This is a genomic window from Streptomyces thermospinosisporus (genome assembly GCF_039526425.1).
In the GTDB taxonomy this organism is placed as follows: Bacteria; Actinomycetota; Actinomycetes; order Streptomycetales; family Streptomycetaceae; genus Streptomyces; species Streptomyces thermocarboxydovorans.
The window spans coordinates 1-23,042 of the sequence record NZ_BAAAIZ010000129.1 but is presented as its reverse complement, the minus strand read 5'-3'; the positions used below and the strand labels follow the sequence as shown (position 1 = coordinate 23,042).

The following is a 23,042-nucleotide window of genomic DNA, read 5'->3' as shown; positions in this document are numbered from 1 at the left end:
CGGCGCCCGGCGGGTGCGCGGCGGGCCGGGCCGTCGGCGCGGGGGATCGTCCGGCGGGCCGGGTCACCCGGCGGTGGGCGCACCGATCACGGAGAGGGTGCCGTCGAGGTACGCGGTGCGGCAGGCGCGGCGCTGGATCTTGCCGCTGGAGGTCTTGGGTATGGTGCCCGGCTGGACCAGCACCACGTCGCGGACGGCGACGCCGTGGGAGTCGCCGAGGGCGCCGCGGATCACCTCGGTGATCTTCTCGGCGTCGCCGGCGGCGTCCGGGGCGGCCTCGGCGACGAGGACGACCTGTTCGCCGCCCGTGCCCCCGGTGCCGGTGTCGACGCCGAACGCGGCGGTGCAGCCGGGGCGCAGCGCCGGGTGCGCCATCTCGGCGGTGAGTTCGAGGTCCTGCGGGTAGTGGTTGCGGCCGTCGATGACGATGAGGTCCTTCAGCCGTCCGGTGACGAACAGTTCGCCGTCGCGCAGGAAGCCGAGGTCGCCGGTGCGCAGGAAGCGTCCCTCGCGGCCGGTGACTTCGGCGCGGAAGGTCTCGCGGGTGGCGAGGGCGTTGCGCCAGTAGCCCTTGGCGACGCTGGCGCCCGCGACGCGGATCTCGCCGACCTGCCCCTCGGGGAGTTCCTCGTGGGTCTCCGGGTCGGCGATCACCACGGTCAGTCCGGGGCCGGGCCGTCCGGTGCCGACCGCCGCCGCGTCGGCCTCGCCGGCGTGCGGGCCCTCCTCGGCGGACAGGAGGGTGGGCGGGGCGCCGGTCGAGCCGCCGGTGACCATCAGGGTGGCCTCGGCCAGCCCGTAGCAGGGGCAGAGGGCCTCGCGGCGGAAGCCGGCCGGGGCGAAGGTGTCGGCGAAGCGGCGCAGGGTGGCGGCGCGTACCGGTTCGGCGCCGTTGAAGGCGACCTTCCAGCTGCTCAGGTCGAGCCGGTCGACGTAGTCGGGGTCGGCGTGCTTGAGGGCCAGTTCGTAGGCGAAGTTGGGGCCGCCGCTGGTGTGGGGGCGGTAGCGGCTGACGGCGTCGAGCCAGCGCTGGGGCCGCTGGAGGAAGTGCAGCGGGGAGAACAGGGTGGCGGTCCCGCCGGTGTGGATGGTGTTGAGGACGGGTCCGATCAGGCCCATGTCGTGGTAGACGGGCAGCCAGCTGACGAACAGTTCGTTGCCGTGGGCGGCGAGGGCGTCCGGGGTGTGACCCATCCGTTCGGTGATGATCCGCTGGTTGTCCAGCAGATTGCCGTGGGTGACCATCACGCCGCGCGGGGCGGAGGTGGAGCCGGAGGTGTACTGGAGGAAGGCGACGGAGCCGGGATCGAGTGCGGGTGCCTCCCAGCCGGTGCCTGCTTCGTCGGGGATGTCCTCGGTGGCGACGCGGGTGACGTCGGCCAGTTCCGGCAGATGGGGCGTCATGCCGTCGAGCGCGCCGATCACTTGGCGTCCGCCGAGGATGATGCGGGCGTCGGCGTCGGCCATCAGGCGCTTGGTCCGGGTCAGGGCGCGGTGGTTGTCGGCGCGGCCCTGCGGGGGCACGGCGGGCACGGCGACGACCCCGGCGGCGAGACAGCCGAGGTAGCCGGATATGAACTCCAGTCCGGGCGGGTACATCAGCATGGCGCGGGCGCCGGTGAGGTTCCGGTCCCGCAGCCATGCGGCGACGGCGCGGGTGCGGGCGGCCAGACGCCCGTAGGTGACGGTGTGGATCCCGGCGTTCTCGCCGGCGCAGTCGCCGGTGGCGAGAAAGCGGTAGGCGGTCCGGTCGGGGTGCTCGGAGGCGTGCGCGAAAAGTAGGTCGACCAGGGAACGGGCCATGGGAGGAGACTCACCTGTTCTTGCGTCAGTGCGAGGAACCGGAGTGTGAGGGCCGCGCCTCGGGTACGCGCGGGACTGCGGCCGGCCTGGCCTCCTTGCCAGACCGCTGCCGCTGGAAACGCGGGGAGCGCTGATGCGGTCAACACCGGCTCCCCGAACCCCCGTTCAGCTTGCTACCGGCGAGTAGCACGATAGCAAGTCCGTCCGCCCCGCAAGGCGGGCGGGTGTGAACTCCGCGTAACCACCTGTGTGGAACGCGTATGCGACCGTAGCAGACCCGTTCGGCGTGTTTCGACGGACACGGCAAAGGCCCGGCCATCGTCTCAGTGACGACGGGCCGGGCCTCACGATCGGTGCGCGGGAGCGCGACCGGTCCCCCGTTCCGGTCGTGCCCCCGCGGCTGGAAAGAAGCTATGCGCACGCCGGTGGGTCTGTGTACCGCACCAGTGCCCGCCTGCGGCCCCCTCGGGACTCACCGGTGCACAACCGCGCCCGAAACATACCGGTAGGAGCCCCTCCGCATCGCGGCCCGGGCGACCTCTCGAAAGGCTGTTCACGCAGGTGAGGAGGTTTGCGCCGGACCGGCGAACACCGGCTGCGGCAGGTCCCCCGCGGCGAGCAGGGCCAGGACCACCTCGTAGAGATCGGTGCCGGCGGCCAGCAGCTGGCGTTCCAGGATCGGCTCGGCGCTGCGCACATGCTCGCGGACGGTCTGGGCGTGCACGCCCAGGCTCTGCGCGGCGCGTCCGGCGTTGCCGCCGGAGGCGACCCAGGCGCCGAGGGTGCGGCGCAGATTGCGGGAGTCGTCCTCGAGGGGGCCGAGCAGCTGCTGCGCCCAGGCGCGCACCGCCTCGCCGGAGAGCAGGTCGGCGAGGCGGGGCGGGTCCGCGCCGGGGTCGGCGACGGCCTGGCCGTCCTGGAGGTTGATCTGGGTGTGCAGCGCGAGATGGGCGACGGCGCGTGCGGTGACGTCGTCGAAGTCGGCGCCCAGCATGGTCTCGACGCGCTCCATGCGGGCGCGCACGGTGTTGCGGCTGACGCCGAGGATCTTGGCGGTGCTGACGGCCGTGAACTCCAGGCCGAGGCGGGTGGTGGCGAGGAGTTCGGCGCGGGTGTGGTGCGGCAGGACGTCGAGCGGGCGCAGCAGGCGGGCGGTCCAGCCGCGCAGCGCCTCGGGGTCCATCAGCCGCTCGGGGTGGATGCGCTCGGCGTAGACAGCCGCCTTGTCCGGTCTGAAGCGGGCCACGGCGAGGGCGCTGACGGCCTGCCCGTAGGCGGTGGCGGTGCGGGCGAGGCTCTGCCGGGCACTGCCGCCGAGGTAGGTGTCGTCGTGCCGTACGACCAGCGACCGCAGGTCGCTCGCGGTGGCCTCCCGGGGGCTGAGGACGATGACATGGCCGTCCATGGCGGGGCAGCGCACCACCAGCGCCTCCCCGGCCGTGGCGTCCAGAGCCTCCTCGGCGAGCCGGTCGCGGCGGGCCGGTGTCGATTCGACGACATAGACACACGCCGTGTCGGCGTCCAGCAGTCCGGGCCACAGTCCGGCGGCGACCCGGCGGGCGGCGACGATGTCCTCCACCATCAGCAACTGCATGATCGCCAGGCGCAGATCGGCGGTGGCGCGGCGCAGCAGCTGCCCGGCGGTGGCGGTCTCGCGCGCGGCGAGCAGCAGCTCCAGCACCTGGGCGGTGTGCGTGACGACATCGGCGGCGCGCCGGTCGAACGGGGTCCGGCGGGAGACCGCGAGCACCAGCGCCCGCGACGGGTGCTCGACCCGCACCAGGCGCAGATGGCGGCCCTCGCCCTCCCAGGCGGCGGAGGCGATCCGGCCGGAGGTGAGGTCGGCGACGAGATCCTCGTCCAGCGGCAGCCGCCGGCCGGCGAGGAGGTTTCCCTCGGCGTCCTGAAGGGCGACCGCGGCGTGCACGGTCGCGGCGAGCCAGTCGGCGATCCGGCGGACGTCACGGGCGGAGGGGCGCAGATGCTCCAGCAGCTCCCGCGCCCATGCCGGGGCCTGGCCGGCCGCCGGCTGCTCGCCCCGGATCTCGCCCCGGATTGCGTCCCTGCGGCCTGTCACCTCGGCCTTCCCCTCGTTCGCGCCGTACCGGTCCCGGTCGGGCACGTTACCTCACCCGCACGTCCGCCTCATCCCTTCTGTCCGGCTCGTCCCGTCCGGCACGTCCCCCGAGGCGCACCGGCATCGCGAGTCCGGCCCGGTCTCCGCGGCCGTACCGGCACCTGCGTCATAAGCTCGGTGAATGGCGAAGTACTTCGACGTGCACCCCGACAACCCGCAGCCGCGCACCATCTCCCAGGTCGCCCGGAGCATCCGCGACGACGACGCCCTGATCGCGTACCCCACGGACTCCTGCTACGCGCTGGGCTGCCGTCTCGGCAGCCGCGACGGCATCGACCGCATCCGCACCATCCGCAAGCTGGACGACCGTCACCACTTCACGCTGGTCTGCCGGGACTTCGCCCAGCTCGGCCAGTTCGTACGGATCGACAACGACGTCTTCCGCGCGGTGAAGGCGTCGACCCCGGGCAGCTACACCTTCATCCTGCCCGCGACGCGGGAGGTGCCGCGCATGCTGCAGCACCCCAAGAAGAAGACAGTGGGCGTGCGTATCCCCGACCATGTGGTGACCCAGGCGCTGCTGGAGGAGCTGGGCGAGCCGCTGCTGTCCAGCACCCTGCTGCTGCCCGGCGAGGACGAGCCGATGACCCAGGGGTGGGAGATCAAGGACCGCCTCGACCACGTGGTGGACGCGGTGCTCGACTCCGGGGACTGCGGCACCGAGCCGACCACGGTCATCGACTTCTCCGGCGGCGAGGCGGAGATCGTGCGGCGCGGCGCGGGCGACGTCTCCCGGTTCGAGTAGCCGCCCGCGAGGCAGTGCGAGCAGCCGTCATCGGCTGGGCAGTTGAAGCGCGGACCACCCCTGCGCCCCTGCCGGGCACCGTTGTTACGGTGCCCCGATGTCCAACTCCTCACGCGACACGGCCGAGGGCGCAGGCTGGGGCTCCGCGGAACGCGGCACCTACCGGCGGCTGATGCCCGGCGGCACCGAGAAGGTCTTCTGGCTGGACCCGCGCATGCTGTGGGCCGCCCGCAACGGCGTGCTTGCCTCCTGGCTCGGGGACCCCACCGGCCGTATCCGCAGCCGCTGGACGGCCCGGCGGGCGGCGGCCGGCGCACCGGCCGACAAGGTGATCCGGCGTGACGACCCGGACCGCTTCTCCTTCCTGGTCATCGGCGACACCGGTGAGGGCGGCGAGCCCCAGTACGCGGTGGTGCCGGGCCTGTTGAACGCCGGCCGGGACACCCGCTTCGCCGTGCTGGCCAGCGATGTGATCTACCCGGTGGGCAGCGCCGACGACTATGCCGACAAGTTCTTCCGCCCGTACGCCGGTTACCGGGCGCCCATCTACGCGATACCCGGCAACCACGACTGGTACGAGGACCTCGCCGGTTTCATGCGGGTGTTCTGCGGCGAGCGGGCGCCCCTGCCGCCCGAGGAGCGTCCCCGCCCCCTCACCCGCGCCTGGCTGCGCTCCCTGCTGTGGCACCGGCCCCGCCCGGGCGACGGCGAGCGGCTCGCCGAGGCCCGCGCCCTGCGCTCCGCGCCCGAGCAGCAGGCCGTGCAGCCGGGCCCGTACTGGGCGATCGACGCGGGGCCGATACGGATCGTCGGCATCGACACCGGGCTGCTGGGGACCGTCGACGCCGAGCAGGGCGCCTGGCTGCGCGAGGTCTCCCGCGGCCCCCGCCCGAAGATCCTCGTCACCGGCTCGCCGCTGTACGTGGACGGCGCGCACCACCCCTGCCCGATCGACGGCGGCGGCACGGTGGACGAGATCGTCCGCGACCCGGACCACCACTACGTGGCGGCGATCGGCGGGGACATCCACAACTACCAGCGCTACCCGGTGCGGCTGCCGGACGGGCGCACCCTGCAGTACGTGGTGGCGGGCGGCGGCGGTGCCTTCACCCACGCCACCCACACCATCCCCCGGGTCGACGTCGCGGGCGTGACCGAGCGGGACTTCCGCTGCTATCCGCTGCGCGGCGACTCCGTCGCCTTCTACAGCGCCCTGTACGGCCGCCGGCTGCGGCTGCGGCGGCTGTTCACGCTCACCGAGGCGGAGGCGTCCGCGGTGATCGCCGAGCGGCTCGGCATCGGGCCGACCCGGCCCACCGACCCGCCCGGGCGAGTCACCCGGCGGGTCCGGCTGGTCGCCGCCCTGCTCGGCACCGGCCGCCGGCCGGACCGGGCCAAGCGGTTCCGGCTGCCCGTGCGCAACATCTACACCCAGGTGTTCTCGCCGGGCTCGGCCACCTACAGCCCGCCGTTCTTCAAGAGCTTCCTGCGCCTGGACGTCGAGCCGGAGCGGATCCGGCTGCGCTGCCTGGCGGCCACCGGCAACCGGTCTCAGGAGACCGACCCGCCCGTCGAGGACGAGGTGATCATTTCGCTGACCCGGTGACCCGCTGGCCCAGTGATCCGGTGACCCGGTGACCCGGTGACCGGAGGTCACCAGCGGCCGGGAGCCGTGCCCGTGATCGGTATGGACGGGCGTCCGTCGACGCCGACCGGGACGTCACCGGCGATCATCACCCGGTGCATGATCCGCGGATGGTCCAGGTGAGCGGTGTCGCCGGGGGCGAGATGGATGGTGGCCCGGTTGTCCCAGAACGCCACGCTGCCCGGCTCCCAGCGGAACCGCACGGTGTACTCGGGCCGGGTCGCCTGCTCAAGCAGCATCTCCAGCACGGCGGCGCTCTCCGGGCGGGACAGGCCCGTGATCTGCTCGACGTAGTAGCCGTTGACGAACAGGATCCGCTCCCCCGTCTCCGGGTGGACCCGCACCAGCGGGTGCTCGGAGGCGACCTGATGGTCCAGCAGGTGGCGGACGTAGGCGTCGCCGCCGGGCCGCGGCTGGTAGCCGACGCCCAGCCGGTGCTCGGCGCGCAGCCCGTCCACGAACGCCCGGACCGGGGCGGACAGTCCGGCGTAGGCGGCGGCCAGGTTCGACCAGGTGGTGTCGCCGCCGTAGGGCGGCACGGTCTCGGCGCGCAGGATGGTCGCAGCGGGCGGGTCGATGCGGGCGCCGTGGTCGCAGTGCCAGCCGCGCAGCAGGGTGTGCCGGCGGCGCCGCAGCCACTCGTCGTGCGCCATGCCGAACCGGGTGCCGAGCTCCAGCCGGTCGGCGGTGGTCTCGATCTCCGGGACGTCCGGCGGGGAGGCCTTGCCGCGCCGCGGCAGCACGACCGGTTCGCCGAATCTGCGCGCCAGCGCCACCTGCCCGGCGTGGTCCAGACGCTGCCCGCGGAAGAACACCACCTTCCACCGCAGCAGCGCCGCCCGGATCGCGGCGACCACCGAGCCGTCGAGGTCACCGGCGAGGTCCACCCCGGTGACCTCGGCCCCGATGTGCCCGGCCATGGGCCGCACGTCCAGCTCCGCGGCGGCAGGTTCCGTCCCGGCCGGCTCCGCCCCGCTCGCCGGCCCGCCGACGGCCGCTGCGCCACCCCGGTCGCTCGTCATCCGTCCTCGCCTCCGTCCCACGGCCCCTGCGGGCCGGCTCCTGGAAGATCGTGACAGCCGGGCGGCGGCTTGGCGACAGGGCATGGCCGCGCCCGGCAGGACCTCTCCGGTTGATCACGGCCGGGCGGGTCACCGAGGCTGGAGCCACGACATCGCCAACGGGAGGTCCTTTCGTGAGCAGCGTCCCGACCCACACGCTCAACGACGGCACCACGATCCCCGCCCTGGGCCTGGGCACCTGGCCCCTGGACGACGACGAGGCGGAACGCGCGGTGACCAGCGCCCTGGAGCTGGGATACCGCCTGGTCGACACGGCGGCGAACTACCGCAACGAGACCGGGGTGGGCCGCGCCGTCGCCCGCGCCGGCGTGCCGCGCGAGGAGATCGTCGTCACCACGAAACTGCCGGGCCGCCACCACGGCTACGAGCAGACCCTCGCCTCCTTCGAGGAGTCCCGCAGGCGGCTCGGCCTGGACTACGTCGACCTGTACCTGATCCACTGGCCGCTGCCCCGCGTCGGCAAGTACGTCGACTCCTGGAAGGCCATGATCAAGCTCCGGGAGGACGGTCTGATCCGGTCCATCGGCGTCTCCAACTTCACCCCCGCCCACATCGAGCGGCTGGAGAAGGAGACCGGGGTGCTGCCCTCGGTGAACCAGATCGAGCTCCACCCCTACTTCCCGCAGGAGGAGCTGCGCGCCTACCACCGGGAGAAGGGCATCCTCACCGAGAGCTGGAGCCCGCTCGGCCAGGGGTCGACGCTGCTGGACGATCCGGCCGTGGCCGCCGTGGCCGAGGCGCACGGGGTGACGCCCGCCCAGGCGGTGCTGCGCTGGCACATCCAGCTGGGGGCGCTGCCCATCCCGAAGTCGGCGGACCCGGACCGGCAGCGCGCCAACCTCGACGTCTTCGGTTTCGAGCTGGACGAGGCGCAGATACGGACCCTCTCCGACCACGCCCACCGGCGCCTGGGCGGTGACCCCGAGGTGCACGAGGAGTTCTGACGGGGTACCCGGCCCGGCACCGGCGGCACCAGAGCACGACTGGGAGGAAGGGAGCCGGACGTGGGCGCACGGCAGCGGCGGGACGAGCGGGACGGGCCGGACCGGCTGCGGGACTACCGCGGCAAGCGGGACTTCACCCGCACCGCGGAGCCCCGCGGCAGGGCCGCCGCCCCGGGCCCGGAGCCCCGCTTCGTGGTGCAGATCCACGACGCGCGCCGGATGCACTTCGACTTCCGCCTCCAGGTGGGCGACGTGCTCCGGTCCTGGGCCGTGCCCAAGGGGCCGCCCGCCGACCCGAAGGACAAGCGGCTCGCCGTGCCCACCGAGGACCACCCGCTGGAGTACGAGGAGTTCGAGGGGGTCGTCCCGCACGGCGAGTACGGCGGCGGCACGGTGATCGTCTGGGACCGCGGCACCTACGAGCCGCTCAGCCGCGACCGGCGGGGCCGGCCGGTCGGCTTCGCCGAGTCGCTGGAGCGCGGGCACGCCCGGTTCCGGCTGAAGGGGTCGAAGCTGCGCGGCGAGTACGCGCTGACCCGGTTCCGCGGCGAAGGGGACGGCAGCGGCGAGGAGGCGTGGCTGCTGGTGCGGACCGCCTCCGGGCAGTCCCGGGGCCGCCCGGCACCCGATCCCCGGCGCGCCCGTTCGGTGCGCTCCGGCCGCACCCTGGCCCAGGTCGCCGCCGACGAGGGGGCCTGACCGCCACCGGCGCAGGTGCCTTCTCTACAGGGCGGACAGCGGCTGCTCCGCCCAGATGACCTTGCCCGTGTTGGTCTGCCGGCTGCCCCAGCGCTGGGTGAGCTGAGCCACCAGCAGCAGGCCCCGGCCGCCCTCGTCGAAGGCGTGGGCGCGGCGCATGTGCGGGGAGGTGGCGCTGCCGTCGGAGACCTCGCAGATCAGGGTGCGGTCGCGGATGAGGCGCAGCTGCACCGGCGGGGTGCCGTAGCGGATGGCGTTGGTGACGAGTTCGCTGACGACCAGCTCGGTGATGAAGGCGATGTCCGCAAGACCCCATTCGGTCAGCCGTTCGGCGGCCCACTGCCGGGCGGCGCCCACCTCCACCGGGTCGTGCGGCACGTCCCTGGTGGCGACCTGCCCCGAGCCGAGCGCCCTGGTGCGGGCGAGCAGCAGGGCCACGTCGTCGCCGGGCTCCTCCGGCAGGACGGCCTTGAGCACGTTGTCGCACAGGGCGTCCAGCGAGGCGGCGGGCACGGTCAGGGCGCGGCACAGCTCGCCGGTGGTGTGGTCGACGTCGCGGTCGCGGCCCTCGACCAGCCCGTCGGTGTAGAGGGCGACGACGGAGCCCTCGGGCAGCTGGAGCTCCGTCGCCTCGAACGGCAGCCCGCCGACGCCCAGCGGAGGTCCCGCGCTGAGCTCGATCAGGTCGCAGGTCCCGTCCGGCAGGACGACGGCGGGCGGGGGATGTCCGGCGGCGGCCGCGGACAGCCGGCGCGAGACGGGGTCGTAGACCGCGTACAGGCAGGTGGCGCCGACCTCGGCGACCTCCTCGTCGTCGCCGGAGGCCAGGTGGATGACCAGGTCGTCCAGGTGGGTGAGCAGTTCGTCCGGCGGCAGGTCCACGTCGGCGAGGGTGCGCACGGCCGTGCACAGCCGTCCCATGGTGGCCGTCGAGGGGATGCCGTGGCCGACGACGTCCCCGACGACCAGGGCGACCCGGCTGCCGGACAGCGGGATGACGTCGAACCAGTCGCCGCCGATGCCGGCCGCGGAGCCGGAGGGCAGATAGCGGTGGGCTACCTCGACGGCCGCCTGCCCGGGCAGACCCTTGGGCAGCAGGCTGTGCTGGAGCGCCAGCGCGGTGCTGCGCTCGCGGGCGAAGCGCCGGGCGTTGTCCACGCAGACGGCCACCCTGCTGGCCAGCTCCTCGACGAGCGCCCCGTCCTCGGGGGCGTAGGGATCGGGGAACAGGTTGCGGACGGCGACGGCGACGCCGAGGGTCGTGCCGCGGGCGCGCAGCGGCACCGCCAGCAGGGAGTGGATGGGCGCCCGGCGCGCGTTGTCCGGCGGGGCGGGTGCTCCGCGCGAGCCCAGCCAGCGGTCGAACGCCCGCTGCCCCGCAAGGCCCAGGACCGGCCTGCCCTCGCGCAGCGCCCGCGCGGGCGGCGAGTACGGCGGGTACACGTCGGCGCCGCCCAGGCGGACGGCGCTGGCCGGGGATCCCTGGGTGGCGGAGCCGTGCGCCACCCGGCGCAATTCGACGTCGGCCTCCGTGAGGACCGGGGGTTCGTGGGTGCCGAGGACCCAGTCGAGCAGGTCGACGGCGGCGAAGTCGGCGAAGGCCGGCACCAGCAGCTGGACGAGCTCCTCGGCGGTGCGGACCACGTCCAGGGTGGTGCCGATGCTGGTGGCGGCCTCGTTGAGCAGCGCCAGCCGCTGCCGTCCGCGGTGCTGCTCGGTGCTGTCGAACGCGGCGAGGGCGGTGCCGATCAGCTCCCCGGAGGGGTCGCGGACCGGCCACATCTCCACGTTCCAGGCGTGGAACCGCTTGCCGGAGGGCGCCCGCCCGAGGGTCTCGTAGTGCACGGGCTCGCCGGTCTCGGCGACCCGCCGCAAATGCCACTGGAGCCCCTGCTGATGGCCGGAGGCTTCCCCCGTGTCGCGGTAGGGCCGGCCGATCATCTCCTCCTCGGTCGCCCCCACGACCCGGCACGAGACGTCGTTGAGCCGCAGATACCGCTGCTCGGTGTCGAAGACGGTCATCGCCATGGACGCCTGCTGGAAGGCCCGCCCGGCCAGGGAGGTCTCGGCCGCGCCGGGCGGCTCGGCGTGCAGGATGTACCCGGCGGGGTCGCCGTCCGGGCCGCTCAGCGGGGTGACCGTCGCCCGGACCCGCACGGGGTGGCCGTCGCGGTGGCGCAGCACGACGCTGCCCGACGGCACGGGCGGGGTTCCGGCGGGTGCCTCCTCGGCGAGCAGCTCCCTCACGGCCCGCCCCACGGCTTCCCCGGCCGGATGTCCGGTCAGCCGGCGGGCACCCTCGCTCCACCCCGTCACGATGCCGCGGGCATCGACGACCACCGCAGCGGAGGCCTCGTCCATTGGTCCAGGATCAGCCCATCCTGTTCCCTTATCAACCGCGGCTCGCGGCCCGCCTCAGGAGCGGTGGTCGCGCAGTGCGGCGAGCGCCCGGTCGGCGTGGACGTTCATCCGCAGCTCGCTGCGGACGACCTCGAGGACGGTGCGGTCCCGGCCGATGACGAAGGTGGCCCGCTTGGTGGGCGCCAGGGCGATCCCCCGTCTGACCCCGAACCGCTCCCGGACCGTGCCGTCGGTGTCGGAGAGCAGGGGCATGCCGAGGCCGTGCCGCCCGGCGAACTCGGCCTGCCGTTCGACTTCGTCCCCGCTGATGCCGACGGGCCGTGCCCCGACGGCGGCGAACTCGGCGGCCAGGTCCCTGAAGTGGCAGGCCTGCGCGGTGCAGCCGGGACTGAGCGCGGCCGGGTAGAAGAACAGCACGACCGGCCCCTCGGCGAGCAGGTCCGACAGCCGGCGGACGGTGCCCGTCTCGTCCGGCAGGGCGAAGTCCTCGACGACGTCGCCCTTGCCCGGTGCGGCGCTCATGACCGGCCCTCCGCGTTCCTGATGTTCCTGGCGTTCCCGGCGTTCCTGGCCACGCCGCGCGCCCACAGCACCAGCGGCAGCTGCAGCGGCAGCCGCCCGAGGGCGGCGGCCCGGTAGGGGGCGGGGCGGTGCCGCCAGTCGACGGCCATCTTCACATTGGCGGGGAACACGCCCACGAAGAAGGCCGCGGCGGCGAGGGCGGCGGCCCTGCGGGTGCGGGGCAGCGCCACTCCCGCGGCCAGCGCCAGCTCCGCGGCGCCGCTGGCCCGCGTCCAGGTGCGGGGCGATCCCGGCAGGGAGCGGGGCACGATGCTGTCGAACGGACGCGGGGCTGCGAAGTGGGCGGTGCCCGCGACGGCCAGCAGGCCGGCGAGCAGCAGGGGCGAGCGATCGGACCGTGACACGGTTCCTCCTCTGAAGACCTGCCCCCGCACATTACCCGACGGTAAGTACCCCCCGAACTCCGCCCTTCCATCCGAAGAAGCGACCGGACAACACCCTCCAAGGGGCGCGGGGAACTGCGCGCCCAGCCCCCTCCCACCCGCAGCCGCGTCTCGACCGCACCCCCACGGCGCTCAGGCGCCCCAGCCTGGGCGACCGCACGACCCCGTTCAGGCGATCCCCCCGCCGGAACCGCATAGCGCAGCGCACCCGCGTTCACACCTCACCCGTGAAGCTGCCCCTGATCCCGCCCATGCTCGCCACCCCCGGCACCCTGCCGCCCCCGTCCATGGACCACCGCTGGGCCTACGAGACCAAGCAGGACGGCCAGCGCGCGGTCGTCTACCTCCCCGGCGACGGCACCATCGTGCTGCGCGCCCGGTCCGGCCAGGACATCACCGGCGCCTACCCCGAACTGGCCCCGCTGGCCCGCGCACTCGGCAGCACCCCGGCGGTGCTGGACGGCGAGGTGCTGGCCCTGGACGAACACGGCCGCGCCAGCTTCCAGTTGCTGCAGTCCCGGATGGGGCTGGCGCACGCCCCCGGCAGGGCGGCCCGGCAGGCGGCGAAGGTCCCGGTCCACCTCGTCCTCTTCGACGTGATGCATCTGCGCCGGCACTCCCTGATCCGCCTTCCCTACGTCCGGCGGCGCGAGGAGCTGGAGGCGCTCGGCCTCGAGGGGCCCTCCTGGTCCACTCCGGCCGCGATCGTCGGGCACGGGGCCGAGGCGCTGCGCGCCACCCGGGAGCACGGCCTGGAGGGCCTGGTCTGCAAGCGGCTGGACTCGGTGTACGAGCCGGGCGTGCGCTCCCGGGCCTGGATCAAGATCCGCAATATGCGCAGCGAGGACGTGGTGATCGGCGGCTGGCTGCCCGGCAGGGGCCGGCTGACGGGACTGCCGGGCGCGGTGCTGGTCGGCCAGCGGGCGGCGGACGGCCGGCTGCGCTATGTCGGCGGGGTGGGCACGGGCTGGAGCGAGGCCGAACGCACCGAACTGGCCGCGCTGCTGCGGGCGGCGGCGAGCGAGGTGTGCCCCTTCGACCCGGTGCCCCGGGTGCCGGGCGCGCACTGGGTGGTCCCCCGGCTCGTGGGCGAGGTCCGCTACAGCACCCGCACCCGTGAGGGGATGCTGCGCCAGCCGTCCTGGCTGCGGCTGCGTCCGGATCTGACGCCCGAGGAGTCGGCGGCCGACCTGCCCGACGACCTGGCCTGAACCGCGCCCGTCCGCACCCGGCCGCGCAGGGACCACCGGCCGCCCCCGGCCACGCAGGGACCACGGGCCGCCGCAGCCGACCTCTTGGCATGGACGCGTCCACCCGGAATGATGCTGAACTCCCCAGCCCCCCACAGACGTTGGGCTGCGCCCGCACCCGAGGAGGACGCAGTGCAGTCGAGCACGCTCCGCACCCACCGCAGACGGTGGCTCACCGGCCTCGCCGGAGCCGCCGCTCTCGTCATCGCCTTCCCCGGCACCGCCTTCGCCGCCCCGCCCCCGGCCCTGCCCGCGAACGCCGACGCCCTGGAGCGCACCTACCAGCCCGCCTACGACTACGACACCGACGGCTGCTATCCCACCCCGGCCATCGGCCCCGGCGGCGACGTCAGCCCCGGCCTGAAGCCGACCGGAGCGCTGAACGGCAACTGCCGGGACGCCGCCGACCTGGACAACACCAACGGCTACGCCCGCGCCAAGTGCAACAACGGCTGGTGCGCCGTGGTCTACGCCCTGTACTTCGAGAAGGACCAGGCCCTGCCGGGCATCGGCCTGGGCGGCCACCGCCACGACTGGGAGCACGTGGTGGTGTGGGTGCAGAACGACGCGGTCCAGTACGTGGCGACGTCGAACCACGGCTCGTTCACCGTCCACCCCCGCTCGTCGGTCCGCTTCGAGGGCACGCACCCGAAGGTCGTCTATCACAAGGACGGCATCAGCACGCACTGCTTCCGTATCGCGCAGGCGCACGACGACCCGCCGGAGAACCACCAGGGCACCTGGCAGTACCCGGCCCTGATCGGCTGGAACGGCTATCCGCCGGGGATACGGGAGAAGCTCGTCTCGCACGACTTCGGCAGCGCCCACTTCGGCCTGAAGGACGGCAGTTTCGCCTCGCACCTGGCCAAGGCCAAGCCGGCGGGCATCCCCTTCGATCCGAACGCCTGACCGCCCGGGACCCTACGGGCCGGTTCCGGCACGGGGGCCGGGCCCGGAGGGTCTATCGTGTCGCCATGTCCGCCCCCGAGCTGATCCGTATCGTGTCCCGCGACTCGCCCATGGCGCTCGCCCAAGTGGACCGTGTCCGTGCCGAGTTGGCCGCCGCCCACCCCGGAGTGCGCACCGAGGTCGTGCCCGTGCGCACTACCGGCGACAAGTGGCTGGGCGATCTGTCGAAGGTGGAGGGCAAGGGCGCGTTCACCAAGGAGGTGGACGCCGCGCTGCTGGCCGGCGAGGCGGATCTCGCCGTGCACTGCCTCAAGGACGTGCCCGCCGACCGCCCGCTGCCGGCCGGCACGGTGTTCGCCGCGTTCCTCGAACGGGACGACATCCGCGACGCGCTGGTCCACCCGGGCGGGCTGACGCTGGACGAGCTGCCGCCCGGCACCCGCATCGGCACCTCCTCGGTGCGCCGGACCGCCCAACTGGCCGCCACCCACCCGCATCTGACCTGCGTTCCGTTCCGCGGCAACGCCAACCGGCGGCTGGCCAAGCTGGCGGCCGGCGAGGCGGACGCGCTGCTGCTGGCCAAGTCGGGCCTGGAACGCATCGGCCGCGCGGACGTGATCAGCGAGGTGCTCTCCCCCGAGGCGATGATGCCGCCGATCGGCGCGGGCGTGCTTGCGCTGCAGTGCCGGGAGGACGATGCGGACCTCATCGACGCGGTCAGCGCCCTCGGCCATCCCGCCACCCACCGGGAGGCCACCGCCGAGCGCATGTTCCTGCATGTGCTCCAGGGCCACTGCAACAGCCCGATCGCCGGCTACGCCCGTGTGGACCGCAGCGGCGAACTCTCCCTGCGGGCCTGTGTGTTCACCCCGGACGGCAAGACCCGGCTGAACGCCCACGAGTGGGCGGGCCGGCTCGACCCGGCCACGCTCGGCACCTCGGTGGCGGTGGCGCTGCTGCGTCAGGGGGCCCGCGAGATCATCGACGCGATCCCGCACTGACCGGCGGGGCAGGCGATGTGCTGGGGGCGCCGTCAGGCGGTGCCCTCCTCGGCCTGCTCGCGCAGGAACACGCTCACCTGGTGGGCGAGGCTCTCCCGGCAGGCGCCCGCCGGGGTCCCGGCGGACAGCTCCCGCAGCCCGATGCCGCCCGCCCACAGCCGGCGTCCGGTCCACTCCTCGTCGACGCGCAGCTGGACCTGGACGTCCACATGGCTCAGCGACGCCTCGGGTCCGGCGGCGAAAATGACGGCCGTCGCCCGGCGCAGCGGATAGACGTCGAATCCCTCGATGAATTGCGAGTTGCGCCAGTCGATGAAGGCGCTCTCGCCGTCGGGGCCGACCCGGACATCGATCTGACCGTCCTCGAGGTGAATACCGAAAGGCCGGCTTCCGCGGTTCTCCACGGTCACCCGGACACTGAAGTAGGTGAGCCCTTCGGCAGCGTCGTCGCGTCCGCGCGGCGGCTCGCCCGCCTCAAGTCGGTGGACGCGGACCCGCAGACCGGCATGCTCGTCGTACTCCTGCCAGTCCCCGACCACGTTCGGCTCGTACACAGTGCACCTCTCGACATTCTGTGGCTGCTTCCTATCTGTGGGCTCGGCGCACTGTCAAATGGGCGGAATGCGCCGTGGGCAGGCGGTTTCACCGCAGCTGATCGCTGATCAAGCGCTGCGCTGGCACTATCCGCCGAAGCGGTCGGCCACCCCGCACGCGCGGCGTGCCGTACATCACGTTCGCGCCGTGATCACAGGTATGGACCGGTCGTGATCACGCGCAGGGGCCGGACGGGAGGCCCGGTCCGGCACCCGGGCGCGATCAGCGCCTGCCCACTCGCCGCCTCCCCCGCATTTCACTCATCGAATTCCTTCGATTTCAATGCGTCGCCATACCGCCGGAAAATTCCCTCGTTGAATTCCCAATCTGTTTCGGAATGGCGGGTCACGGGAAAAGATGGTTCAGTGCTTCGGACAGGAGGCACGTCCGTGGGAAACGGTTGGCCGGCCCGGGCTGCTTCGTGTCGTGAAGCGTCCGGCCTTCCCGCGGTGTCTGTCCCACCGGCGCCTGCTCAGGGAGGTGCGCATCATGCGTATCGCCGGAAGCACCACCACCAGGCCGCACCCCCACGACGACGCCCCGGACACCAGCGAGGACTTCGCCCGTCTCGCCCGGCTCCCCGAAGGGCCCGAGCGCACGGCGCTGCGCAACGAACTGGTCCGGGCCTGGCTGCCCATGGCCGAGCGCATCGCGGTCCGGTTCCGGGGACGCGGCGAGACCCTGGAGGATCTCTACCAGGTGGCGGCCCTGGGGCTGGTCAAGGCCGTGGACCACTACGACCCGGCGCGCGGCCACGCCTTCGAGGCGTACGCCGTGCCGACCGTCACCGGCGAGATCAAGCGCCACTTCCGCGACCACATGTGGACCCTGCACGTGCCGCGGCGGGTCCAGGACCTGCGCAACCGGGTACGCAGCGCGATCAAGGAGCTGTCGCAGACGTCACCGGGCCACACCCCGACGACCGCCGAGATCGCCGAGCACACCCGGCTGACGGAGGAGGAGGTGCAGGCCGGTTCGGAGGCCCTGGAGTGCTTCTCGGCGCTGTCGCTGGAGGCGGAGATGCCGGGCACCGACGGCTACGCCCTGGCGGACGCGCTCGGCGGCCCCGACCCGGCGTACGACACGGTCGTGGACCGGGTGGCGGCGCGGCCCTGCCTGCAGGCGCTTCCGGAGCGCGAGCGGGTCATCCTCTATCTGCGGTTCTTCCGGGGCATGACGCAGAGCACCATCGCCGAGCAGCTCGGCATCTCCCAGATGCATGTGTCGCGGCTGCTGAGCAGCTGCTTCGCCCAGCTGCGCGAGGAGCTGGCCGCCGAGGGCGGCTGAGCGGCAGGGCGGGGTGTGCGAGGCCTCGAGGAGCGGGGGGGCCGCGTGGCCGCTCAGGGTGGCGGCGGCGTGCCCGGGATCTGGGTGGGGCCGAGCCGGTCCAGCGCCTCCTCCAGGGCCGCGCGGATCTCCTCGGGCAGCACGCCGGTGCGGCCCCAGACGAGGATCATGCCGGCGACGTTGCGGACCTTGATGTCGGTGTGCTGGGAGACTTCCTTCAGCACGGTCCAGCCCTGGTCGGGGGAGACCCGCCCGAGGGCGACGACCATGCCGATGGCCTGGTCCACGATCGCGTGCGAGACGACCGCGTCCTTGAGCTGCTGCACCTCTTCCTCCAGCTGGAGGATGCGCTTGGCGCCCCCGTCCGTGGGCATGGTCACCTCCGGATCCGGTGTGCCGCTGCCGCGTCGGCTCCGCACAGTGCTCGAGTGCCTTCACCCAGTGTCCGGCTCCTTCATCGTCGCCACTCGCCGCGCCGCGTGCCACCGGGTGGCGGAGACGCTCCGGATCGGTTCCGGATCACCGTTTCGGCATGGCGGCCGGGGTACTCGGCAGGCGCCCGGACCGGTCCGGGACGGACACTGATGTCATTCCGGTGCCACCCGGCCGACGAGATCAGGACGCGACGCCATGAACCAAGAGATGCCCTCCCCTGCCGGTACGAAGGACGTCTTCTCGACCGAGTCCGTGTTCGGGGCGCCCTGCTGGGTGAGCCTGACCAGCCGTGATCTGAAGACCACCGAGGAGTTCTACAGCGCCGTGCTGGGCTGGACCTGGCGGCCGGTCCGGCTCGGGGACCGCTTCCGCATCGCCCTGGCGGACGGCACGCCCGTGGCGGGCATCGCCGCGGTCGCCGGGATGTGGCAGATGGCTGTGGCCTGGACGCCCTACTTCGCGGTGCGCAGCGCCGACGAGGCGGTCTCCCGGGTGCAGGAGCGGGGCGGCACCACGGCCGTCGGGCCCATCTCGCTGCCGCCGGGGCGTGCGGCGCTGCTGGCCGACCGGGACGGGGCGACGTTCGGGATCTGGGAGGGCGAGCTGTTCACGGGCTGGCCGGCCTGGCGCCGCGCCCAGCCGGCCTTCATCAAGCTGCACACGCGCGACGCCTTCGACGCGGCGATCTTCTACGGGGAGGTCTTCGACTGGGCCTCGGACAAGCCGGGCTGCTGCGAGGTGGAGTACGTGGGCGACGAGGTGGTGCTGCGCAGCGCCGGCGACATCGTGGCCCGTATCGAGTCGGGTGCCCTGGAGTCGGCGCCCGACCCGACGATCCGCCCGCACTGGCAGGTGCACTTCGCGGTCAAGGACGTCGCCGCCTGCGCCCGGACCGCCGAGATGCACGGCGGCAGCGTGCTGTCCCTGTCGGAGGACGAGGCGGTCCTGCGCGACAACGAGGGCGCCCAGTTCACCGTGACGACCCGCCGCAGCCGCTGACGCGGGGTGCCGTCCCGCCGGTGACGGTTCGCGGCGTGCCGCCCCTCGGCGGCGGGGGCGTGCGGGGCGTCCGTCACCGGCGTGTCCCTCAGCGGGCGGTGGTGCGCGGCGGGCGGGTCAGCAGGATCAGGCTGCGCGGGGCGACGCTCACGGTGGTGCGGGCCTTGTGCTCCGCCTCGTCCGGCGTGCCCTCGGGGTCGGCCGTGTCGATCAGGGCCGTCCAGCGCTCGCCGTAGCGCGCGCCGGGCAGGCGGAAGTCCACCGGCTCCCAGTGGCTGTTGAGCAGCAGCAGGAACGAGTCGTCCACCACGGGCCGGCCGCGCGCGTCGGGTTCGGCGATGGCGTCGCCGTTGAGGAAGACGGCGATCGAGTGGGCGTCGGAGCGGTCCCAGTCGTCGTCGGTCATCTCCTCCGCGCCCGGCAGCAGCCACACCAGGTCGGGCAGCGGCTGGCCGGCCCGGCGCAGGGTCTCGCCCCGGAAGAAGCGGCGCCGGCGCAGCACGGGGTGGGCGGTGCGCAGGGCGATGAGCCGGCGGGTGAAGTCCAGCAGGTCGCGCTGTTCGCGGCCGAGCCGCCAGTCGATCCAGGAGATCTCGTTGTCCTGGCAGTAGGCGTTGTTGTTGCCGCGCTGGGTGCGTCCGAGCTCGTCGCCGTGGGAGAGCATCGGGATGCCCTGGGACAGCAGCAGGGTGGCGAGGAAGTTGCGCTGCTGCCGGGCGCGCAGCTCCCGCACGGCCGGGTCCCTGGTCTCGCCCTCGGCCCCGCAGTTCCAGGACCGGTTGTCGCTCTCGCCGTCCCGGTTGCCCTCGCCGTTGGCCTCGTTGTGCTTGTCGTTGTAGGAGACGAGGTCGCGCAGCGTGAAACCGTCGTGCGCGGTGACGAAGTTGACGCTGGCCCGGGGCCGGCGCCTGCTGTGGGCGTACAGGTCGGCGGAGCCGGTCAGGCGGGAGGCGAACTCGCCGAGGGTGTGCTCCTCGCCGCGCCAGAAGTCCCGTACGGCGTCGCGGTACTTGCCGTTCCACTCCGACCACAGCGGCGGGAAGTTGCCCACCTGGTAGCCGCCCTCGCCGACGTCCCAGGGTTCGGCGATGAGTTTGACGCGGCTGATCACCGGGTCCTGCTGGATCAGGTCGAAGAAGGCCGACAGCCGGTCCACCTCGTGGAACTGCCGGGCGAGGGTGGCCGCGAGGTCGAAGCGGAAGCCGTCGACGTGCATCTCGGTCACCCAGTACCGCAGCGAGTCCATGATCAGCTGCAGGACGTAGGGGTGCCGCATCAGCAGGCTGTTGCCGGTGCCGGTGGTGTCGTAGTAGTGCGCCCAGTCGCCGTCCACGAGCCGGTAGTAGGAGCTGTTGTCGATGCCCCGGAAGGAGAGGGTGGGGCCCTTCTCGTTGCCCTCGGCGGTGTGGTTGTAGACGACGTCGAGGATCACCTCGAGGCCGGCGGCGTGCAGGGTGCGCACCATCTCCTTGAACTCGGCGACCTGCTGTCCGCGTGTGCCGCGGGCGGCGTAGGCGTTGTGCGGGGCGAAGAAGCCGATGGTGTTGTAGCCCCAGTAGTTGGACAGGCCCCGGCCCTGCAGCACGCCGTCCTGCACGAACTGGTGCACCGGCATCAGCTCCACCGCGGTGACGCCGAGGGAGGTCAGATGCTCCACCACCGCGGGGTGGGCGAGCCCGGCGTAGGTGCCGCGCAGCTCCGGGGGCACCTCCGGGTGGGTGCGGGTGAGGCCCTTGACATGGGCCTCGTAGATCACGGTGTCGGCGTACGGGCGGCAGGGGCGCCGGTCGTCGCCCCAGTCGAAGGCCGGGTCGGTCACCACGCCCAGCATGGTGTGCCCGGCGCTGTCCGCCGGATCGGGTCCGCCGGGGTTGCGCTCGTACAGCGAGGGGTGGTTGTCGATCTGCCCGTCCACGGCGGTGGCGTAGGGGTCGAGCAGCAGCTTCGCCGGGTTGCAGCGGTGACCCGCGTCGGGGTCCCAGGGGCCGTGCACCCGGTAGCCATAGCGCCGGCCGGGGCCGACGCCGGGCACATAGCCGTGCCAGACGAAACCGTCGACCTCGGTCAGCGCCACGTTGGTATGTCGGCCGTCGTCGTCGACGAGGATCAGTTCGACCCGCTCGGCGACCTCGCTGAACAGCGCGAAGTTGGTGCCCTCGCCGTCGGGGGTCGCCCCCAGCGGGTAGGGGCGCCCGCTCCACGCGGGCGCCCCTGTGCGGTTCCTCCGCCGGGTCACCGAGCCTCCTCCAGGACGCCCTCGGAGGTGCGGACCCGGCCGGTGACCTGGGCGACGCTCACCTCGCGGGGCAGGTCCAGGCCCTCACGCTCGCGCGGGTCGGGCGCGGTGGGCACCAGCGGGACCCGCTCGCCGGCACGGGCGCGCTGCGAGAACCAGGTGACCTTGCCGCCCGTCTCGGTGGCGCAGCAGCCCCAGCCGTCGCTGCTGGCGGCGATGTGCTCCAGGCAGCCGCGCAGCTCCTGATCGGGGCGCAGGGCACGGTCGTTGTCCCCGATGGCCGTGATGAGGTGCTGACCGTTCCACCACATCTCGATCGAGACGTTCTTGTCGGTGGCGTGGTCGTCGATCGCCCGCAGCAGCATCTCGGCGCCGCCGCAGACGCGCTCCCTCAGGTTCTCGAGGTCCCAGTACCTCAGGTGAGCGGCCAGAATGCGGCTGACCTGTCCCACCCTCTCCGGGCTGACTTCCACGTCCAGGTGGTAGTAGCAGGGCACTGCGGTCTTCATGGTCGTCGGCTCCTCACCGCGAGACTCGCGTTCCTCCTCGCCCCTGCGGGACGAGGCCCACCCTGATCACGGAACGTGAGTGACTATCGCTTCTGAGTCACCCTCAGAGTGAGCGCGTTGACCCATTCGTGCAACACGAGCGCACACCTGAGACGTCTGCGGCGACAACTGAGCACAACCCGACCCAAAGAGGTTGAAAATCTAACAAGACGAAGAGTCACAGCGCATGCACCATGTGTGAAGACCTCGATCGCCGTTACGGTCCGTGCCGCCGTGCGCACGGCCGCCGCCCGACCCCCGGGAGAACGTGCCCCCATCGAGCCACGGAAAGGTGACGGCGCCATGCTCCTACCCGCCAGAGCCGAAGTCGCCCGGCAGTTGCGTCGCTACCGGGCGTGGGAACGCGTGATGCTGGCCGCCCCGGCGGACCGCACGGTACGGGCCACGTTCGAGGACTCCGGCTACACCCTCTGCGTGCTGATGGGGAAGCGCTGCGCCCGCGAGGCGGCGGACGCCGCCGAACGGTATCTGCGCGCCGGCCACGTCACGCATCCGCAGGAACCGGCCGACAGGCCGCGCCCGGCCGCGACGGTCAGACGGGGCCCGCCGGTCGCACCGCGCTCCACGGCGGGAAGGCCATGAACCTCCCGGCAGCGATCCGCCACGGGAAGGCCAGGGCCTTCCCCGGCAGTGCATCACGGCGGGAAGGCCAGGACCTTCCCGCCGCCGTTCGGTCCCCACGACCGGGCGCGGGCCCGGCGTTCGAGCACGGCGGAGGTGCCAGACGATGAAGACGACCCGGTCCATCGGCCGTGTTCCGGTGCGGGACGTCCAGCCGTCCGTCGAGTGCGGCAGGCGGCCGGCGAAGGCCGTCGTGGGCGAGACGTTCGAGGTCACGGCGACGGTGTTCCGCGAGGGGCACGAGGCCGTGGCCGCCAATGTCGTGCTGAGGGACCCTCAGGGCCGGCTGGGACCGTTCACGCCGATGCGGGAGCTGGCGCCGGGCACCGACCGGTGGGGTGCCGAGGTCACTCCCGACGCCACGGGCCTGTGGACGTACTACGTGGAGGCCTGGGGCGACCCGATCGCCACCTGGCGTCACACGGCCGGCGTGAAGGTGCCCGCCGGGATCGACACCGGCCTGGTGCTGGAGGAGGGCGCCGACCTGTACGAGCGGGCGGCCGCCGGCGTCCCGCAGGACGAGGGGCAGGACGTGCTCCTCGCCGCGGCCGAGACGCTGCGCGACGACTCCCTGCCCTGCGCCACCCGGCTGGCGGCGGCGCTGACGCCCGAGGTGGACGCGGTGCTGGCCCGCCATCCGCTGCGGGAACTGGTCACCAGCAGCGACCCGCTGCCGCTGCTGGTCGAGCGCGAGCGGGCCCTGTACGGGTCCTGGTACGAGTTCTTCCCCCGCTCCGAGGGCACACCCGAGCAGCCGCAC

Annotated in this window: 21 protein-coding genes; 11 read left to right on the top strand and 10 right to left on the bottom strand. The window is 73.2% G+C overall.

Features of this window, described 5'->3' with window-relative positions; genetic code table 11:
• Window positions 1–63: 63 nt before the first annotated feature.
• Both ABD207_RS30870 and ABD207_RS30865 read right to left on the bottom strand, forming a co-directional pair.
• Window positions 64–1,803, bottom strand: coding sequence for a fatty acyl-AMP ligase (locus ABD207_RS30870; protein ID WP_344016596.1), 1,740 nt, complete (start codon window positions 1,801–1,803; stop codon window positions 64–66).
• Between the two features lie 553 nt (window positions 1,804–2,356).
• Window positions 2,357–3,880, bottom strand: a complete 1,524-nt coding sequence (locus tag ABD207_RS30865) for a helix-turn-helix domain-containing protein (protein WP_425580878.1) — start codon at window positions 3,878–3,880, stop codon at window positions 2,357–2,359.
• Window positions 3,881–4,061: 181 nt separating this feature from the next.
• Between ABD207_RS30865 and ABD207_RS30860 the strand changes: the two genes are divergently transcribed.
• A complete protein-coding gene (locus tag ABD207_RS30860; RefSeq protein WP_344016595.1) occupies window positions 4,062–4,685 on the top strand; it encodes an L-threonylcarbamoyladenylate synthase in 624 nt (207 codons plus the stop codon).
• 97 nt (window positions 4,686–4,782) lie between these two features.
• The gene (locus tag ABD207_RS30855; RefSeq protein ID WP_344016593.1) at window positions 4,783–6,291 is read left to right on the top strand and encodes a metallophosphoesterase family protein; all 1,509 of its coding nucleotides are present in this window, start codon (window positions 4,783–4,785) and stop codon (window positions 6,289–6,291) included.
• A 47-nt stretch (window positions 6,292–6,338) separates the two neighbouring features.
• Here ABD207_RS30855 and ABD207_RS30850 read toward each other — a convergent pair whose 3' ends face one another.
• Window positions 6,339–7,352, bottom strand: coding sequence for a TauD/TfdA dioxygenase family protein (locus ABD207_RS30850; protein WP_425580877.1), 1,014 nt, complete (start codon window positions 7,350–7,352; stop codon window positions 6,339–6,341).
• Between the two features lie 173 nt (window positions 7,353–7,525).
• Between ABD207_RS30850 and ABD207_RS30845 the strand changes: the two genes are divergently transcribed.
• Complete coding sequence (locus ABD207_RS30845; RefSeq protein ID WP_344016592.1) at window positions 7,526–8,356, top strand: aldo/keto reductase; 831 nt, start codon at window positions 7,526–7,528, stop codon at window positions 8,354–8,356.
• Between the two features lie 60 nt (window positions 8,357–8,416).
• Window positions 8,417–9,055: a DNA polymerase ligase N-terminal domain-containing protein gene (locus ABD207_RS30840; RefSeq protein WP_344016591.1), complete on the top strand. Its 639-nt coding sequence runs from the start codon at window positions 8,417–8,419 to the stop codon at window positions 9,053–9,055.
• 24 nt (window positions 9,056–9,079) lie between these two features.
• Here ABD207_RS30840 and ABD207_RS30835 read toward each other — a convergent pair whose 3' ends face one another.
• The 3 genes from ABD207_RS30835 to ABD207_RS30825 are packed head-to-tail and all read right to left on the bottom strand — an operon-like array spanning window position 9,080 to window position 12,342.
• Window positions 9,080–11,416 (bottom strand): SpoIIE family protein phosphatase, encoded by a 2,337-nt coding sequence (locus ABD207_RS30835; protein ID WP_344016589.1) that lies wholly within the window; start codon window positions 11,414–11,416, stop codon window positions 9,080–9,082.
• Window positions 11,417–11,470: 54 nt separating this feature from the next.
• Entirely contained in the window at window positions 11,471–11,938 is a 468-nt protein-coding gene (locus ABD207_RS30830) for a peroxiredoxin (protein WP_344016587.1), read from the bottom strand.
• Complete coding sequence (locus tag ABD207_RS30825; RefSeq protein WP_344016586.1) at window positions 11,935–12,342, bottom strand: DoxX family protein; 408 nt, start codon at window positions 12,340–12,342, stop codon at window positions 11,935–11,937. Before ABD207_RS30825 ends, ABD207_RS30830 begins: the two co-directional genes overlap by 4 nt.
• Window positions 12,343–12,608: 266 nt before the next feature.
• Between ABD207_RS30825 and ABD207_RS30820 the strand changes: the two genes are divergently transcribed.
• The 3 genes from ABD207_RS30820 (at window position 12,609) to hemC (ending at window position 15,541) form a co-directional block, all read left to right on the top strand.
• Entirely contained in the window at window positions 12,609–13,592 is a 984-nt protein-coding gene (locus ABD207_RS30820) for an ATP-dependent DNA ligase (RefSeq protein WP_344016585.1), read from the top strand.
• A gap of 171 nt (window positions 13,593–13,763) precedes the next feature.
• On the top strand, window positions 13,764–14,540 hold the full coding sequence (locus tag ABD207_RS30815) for an NPP1 family protein (protein ID WP_344016584.1): 777 nt from the start codon (window positions 13,764–13,766) through the stop codon (window positions 14,538–14,540).
• A 65-nt stretch (window positions 14,541–14,605) separates the two neighbouring features.
• Window positions 14,606–15,541, top strand: coding sequence for a hydroxymethylbilane synthase (gene hemC, locus ABD207_RS30810; protein WP_344016583.1), 936 nt, complete (start codon window positions 14,606–14,608; stop codon window positions 15,539–15,541).
• A 32-nt stretch (window positions 15,542–15,573) separates the two neighbouring features.
• Here hemC and ABD207_RS30805 read toward each other — a convergent pair whose 3' ends face one another.
• Window positions 15,574–16,095 carry a hypothetical protein gene (locus ABD207_RS30805; protein ID WP_343998746.1) on the bottom strand — a complete coding sequence of 174 codons (522 nt, stop codon included), beginning with the start codon at window positions 16,093–16,095 and terminating at the stop codon, window positions 15,574–15,576.
• Window positions 16,096–16,624: 529 nt separating this feature from the next.
• Here ABD207_RS30805 and ABD207_RS30800 point away from each other — a divergent pair.
• Window positions 16,625–17,422, top strand: coding sequence for an RNA polymerase sigma factor SigF (locus ABD207_RS30800; RefSeq protein WP_344016582.1), 798 nt, complete (start codon window positions 16,625–16,627; stop codon window positions 17,420–17,422).
• A 53-nt stretch (window positions 17,423–17,475) separates the two neighbouring features.
• Here ABD207_RS30800 and ABD207_RS30795 read toward each other — a convergent pair whose 3' ends face one another.
• Window positions 17,476–17,796 (bottom strand): ANTAR domain-containing protein, encoded by a 321-nt coding sequence (locus ABD207_RS30795; protein WP_344016581.1) that lies wholly within the window; start codon window positions 17,794–17,796, stop codon window positions 17,476–17,478.
• A gap of 256 nt (window positions 17,797–18,052) precedes the next feature.
• Between ABD207_RS30795 and ABD207_RS30790 the strand changes: the two genes are divergently transcribed.
• On the top strand, window positions 18,053–18,856 hold the full coding sequence (locus ABD207_RS30790; protein WP_344016579.1) for a VOC family protein: 804 nt from the start codon (window positions 18,053–18,055) through the stop codon (window positions 18,854–18,856).
• 88 nt (window positions 18,857–18,944) lie between these two features.
• On the opposite strand, the gene glgX is transcribed toward ABD207_RS30790, so the two are convergent.
• Together glgX and ABD207_RS30780 are read right to left on the bottom strand one after the other, a co-directional pair.
• A complete protein-coding gene (gene glgX, locus ABD207_RS30785) occupies window positions 18,945–21,092 on the bottom strand; it encodes a glycogen debranching protein GlgX (RefSeq protein WP_344016578.1) in 2,148 nt (715 codons plus the stop codon).
• Window positions 21,089–21,601 carry a pep a2 gene (locus ABD207_RS30780; protein ID WP_344016577.1) on the bottom strand — a complete coding sequence of 171 codons (513 nt, stop codon included), beginning with the start codon at window positions 21,599–21,601 and terminating at the stop codon, window positions 21,089–21,091. The genes glgX and ABD207_RS30780 overlap by 4 nt, the downstream gene beginning before the upstream one ends.
• A gap of 342 nt (window positions 21,602–21,943) precedes the next feature.
• Here ABD207_RS30780 and ABD207_RS30775 point away from each other — a divergent pair, with 342 nt between their 5' ends.
• Both ABD207_RS30775 and ABD207_RS30770 read left to right on the top strand, forming a co-directional pair.
• A complete protein-coding gene (locus tag ABD207_RS30775; protein ID WP_344016576.1) occupies window positions 21,944–22,243 on the top strand; it encodes a DUF5133 domain-containing protein in 300 nt (99 codons plus the stop codon).
• 145 nt (window positions 22,244–22,388) lie between these two features.
• On the top strand, window positions 22,389–23,042 hold a 654-nt coding region (locus ABD207_RS30770), incomplete at its 3' end, for a maltotransferase domain-containing protein (RefSeq protein ID WP_344016575.1).

Coding starts and splice junctions, on each gene's coding strand:
- ABD207_RS30870 (WP_344016596.1), bottom strand. CDS start 1,803: ATGGCCCGTTCCCTGGTCGACCTACTTTTCGCGCACGCCTCCGAGCAC.
- ABD207_RS30860 (WP_344016595.1), top strand. CDS start 4,062: ATGGCGAAGTACTTCGACGTGCACCCCGACAACCCGCAGCCGCGCACC.
- ABD207_RS30855 (WP_344016593.1), top strand. CDS start 4,783: ATGTCCAACTCCTCACGCGACACGGCCGAGGGCGCAGGCTGGGGCTCC.
- ABD207_RS30850 (WP_425580877.1), bottom strand. CDS start 7,352: ATGACGAGCGACCGGGGTGGCGCAGCGGCCGTCGGCGGGCCGGCGAGC.
- ABD207_RS30835 (WP_344016589.1), bottom strand. CDS start 11,416: ATGGACGAGGCCTCCGCTGCGGTGGTCGTCGATGCCCGCGGCATCGTG.
- ABD207_RS30830 (WP_344016587.1), bottom strand. CDS start 11,938: ATGAGCGCCGCACCGGGCAAGGGCGACGTCGTCGAGGACTTCGCCCTG.
- hemC (WP_344016583.1), top strand. CDS start 14,606: ATGTCCGCCCCCGAGCTGATCCGTATCGTGTCCCGCGACTCGCCCATG.
- ABD207_RS30800 (WP_344016582.1), top strand. CDS start 16,625: ATGCGTATCGCCGGAAGCACCACCACCAGGCCGCACCCCCACGACGAC.
- ABD207_RS30795 (WP_344016581.1), bottom strand. CDS start 17,796: ATGCCCACGGACGGGGGCGCCAAGCGCATCCTCCAGCTGGAGGAAGAG.
- ABD207_RS30790 (WP_344016579.1), top strand. CDS start 18,053: ATGAACCAAGAGATGCCCTCCCCTGCCGGTACGAAGGACGTCTTCTCG.
- ABD207_RS30780 (WP_344016577.1), bottom strand. CDS start 21,601: ATGAAGACCGCAGTGCCCTGCTACTACCACCTGGACGTGGAAGTCAGC.
- ABD207_RS30775 (WP_344016576.1), top strand. CDS start 21,944: ATGCTCCTACCCGCCAGAGCCGAAGTCGCCCGGCAGTTGCGTCGCTAC.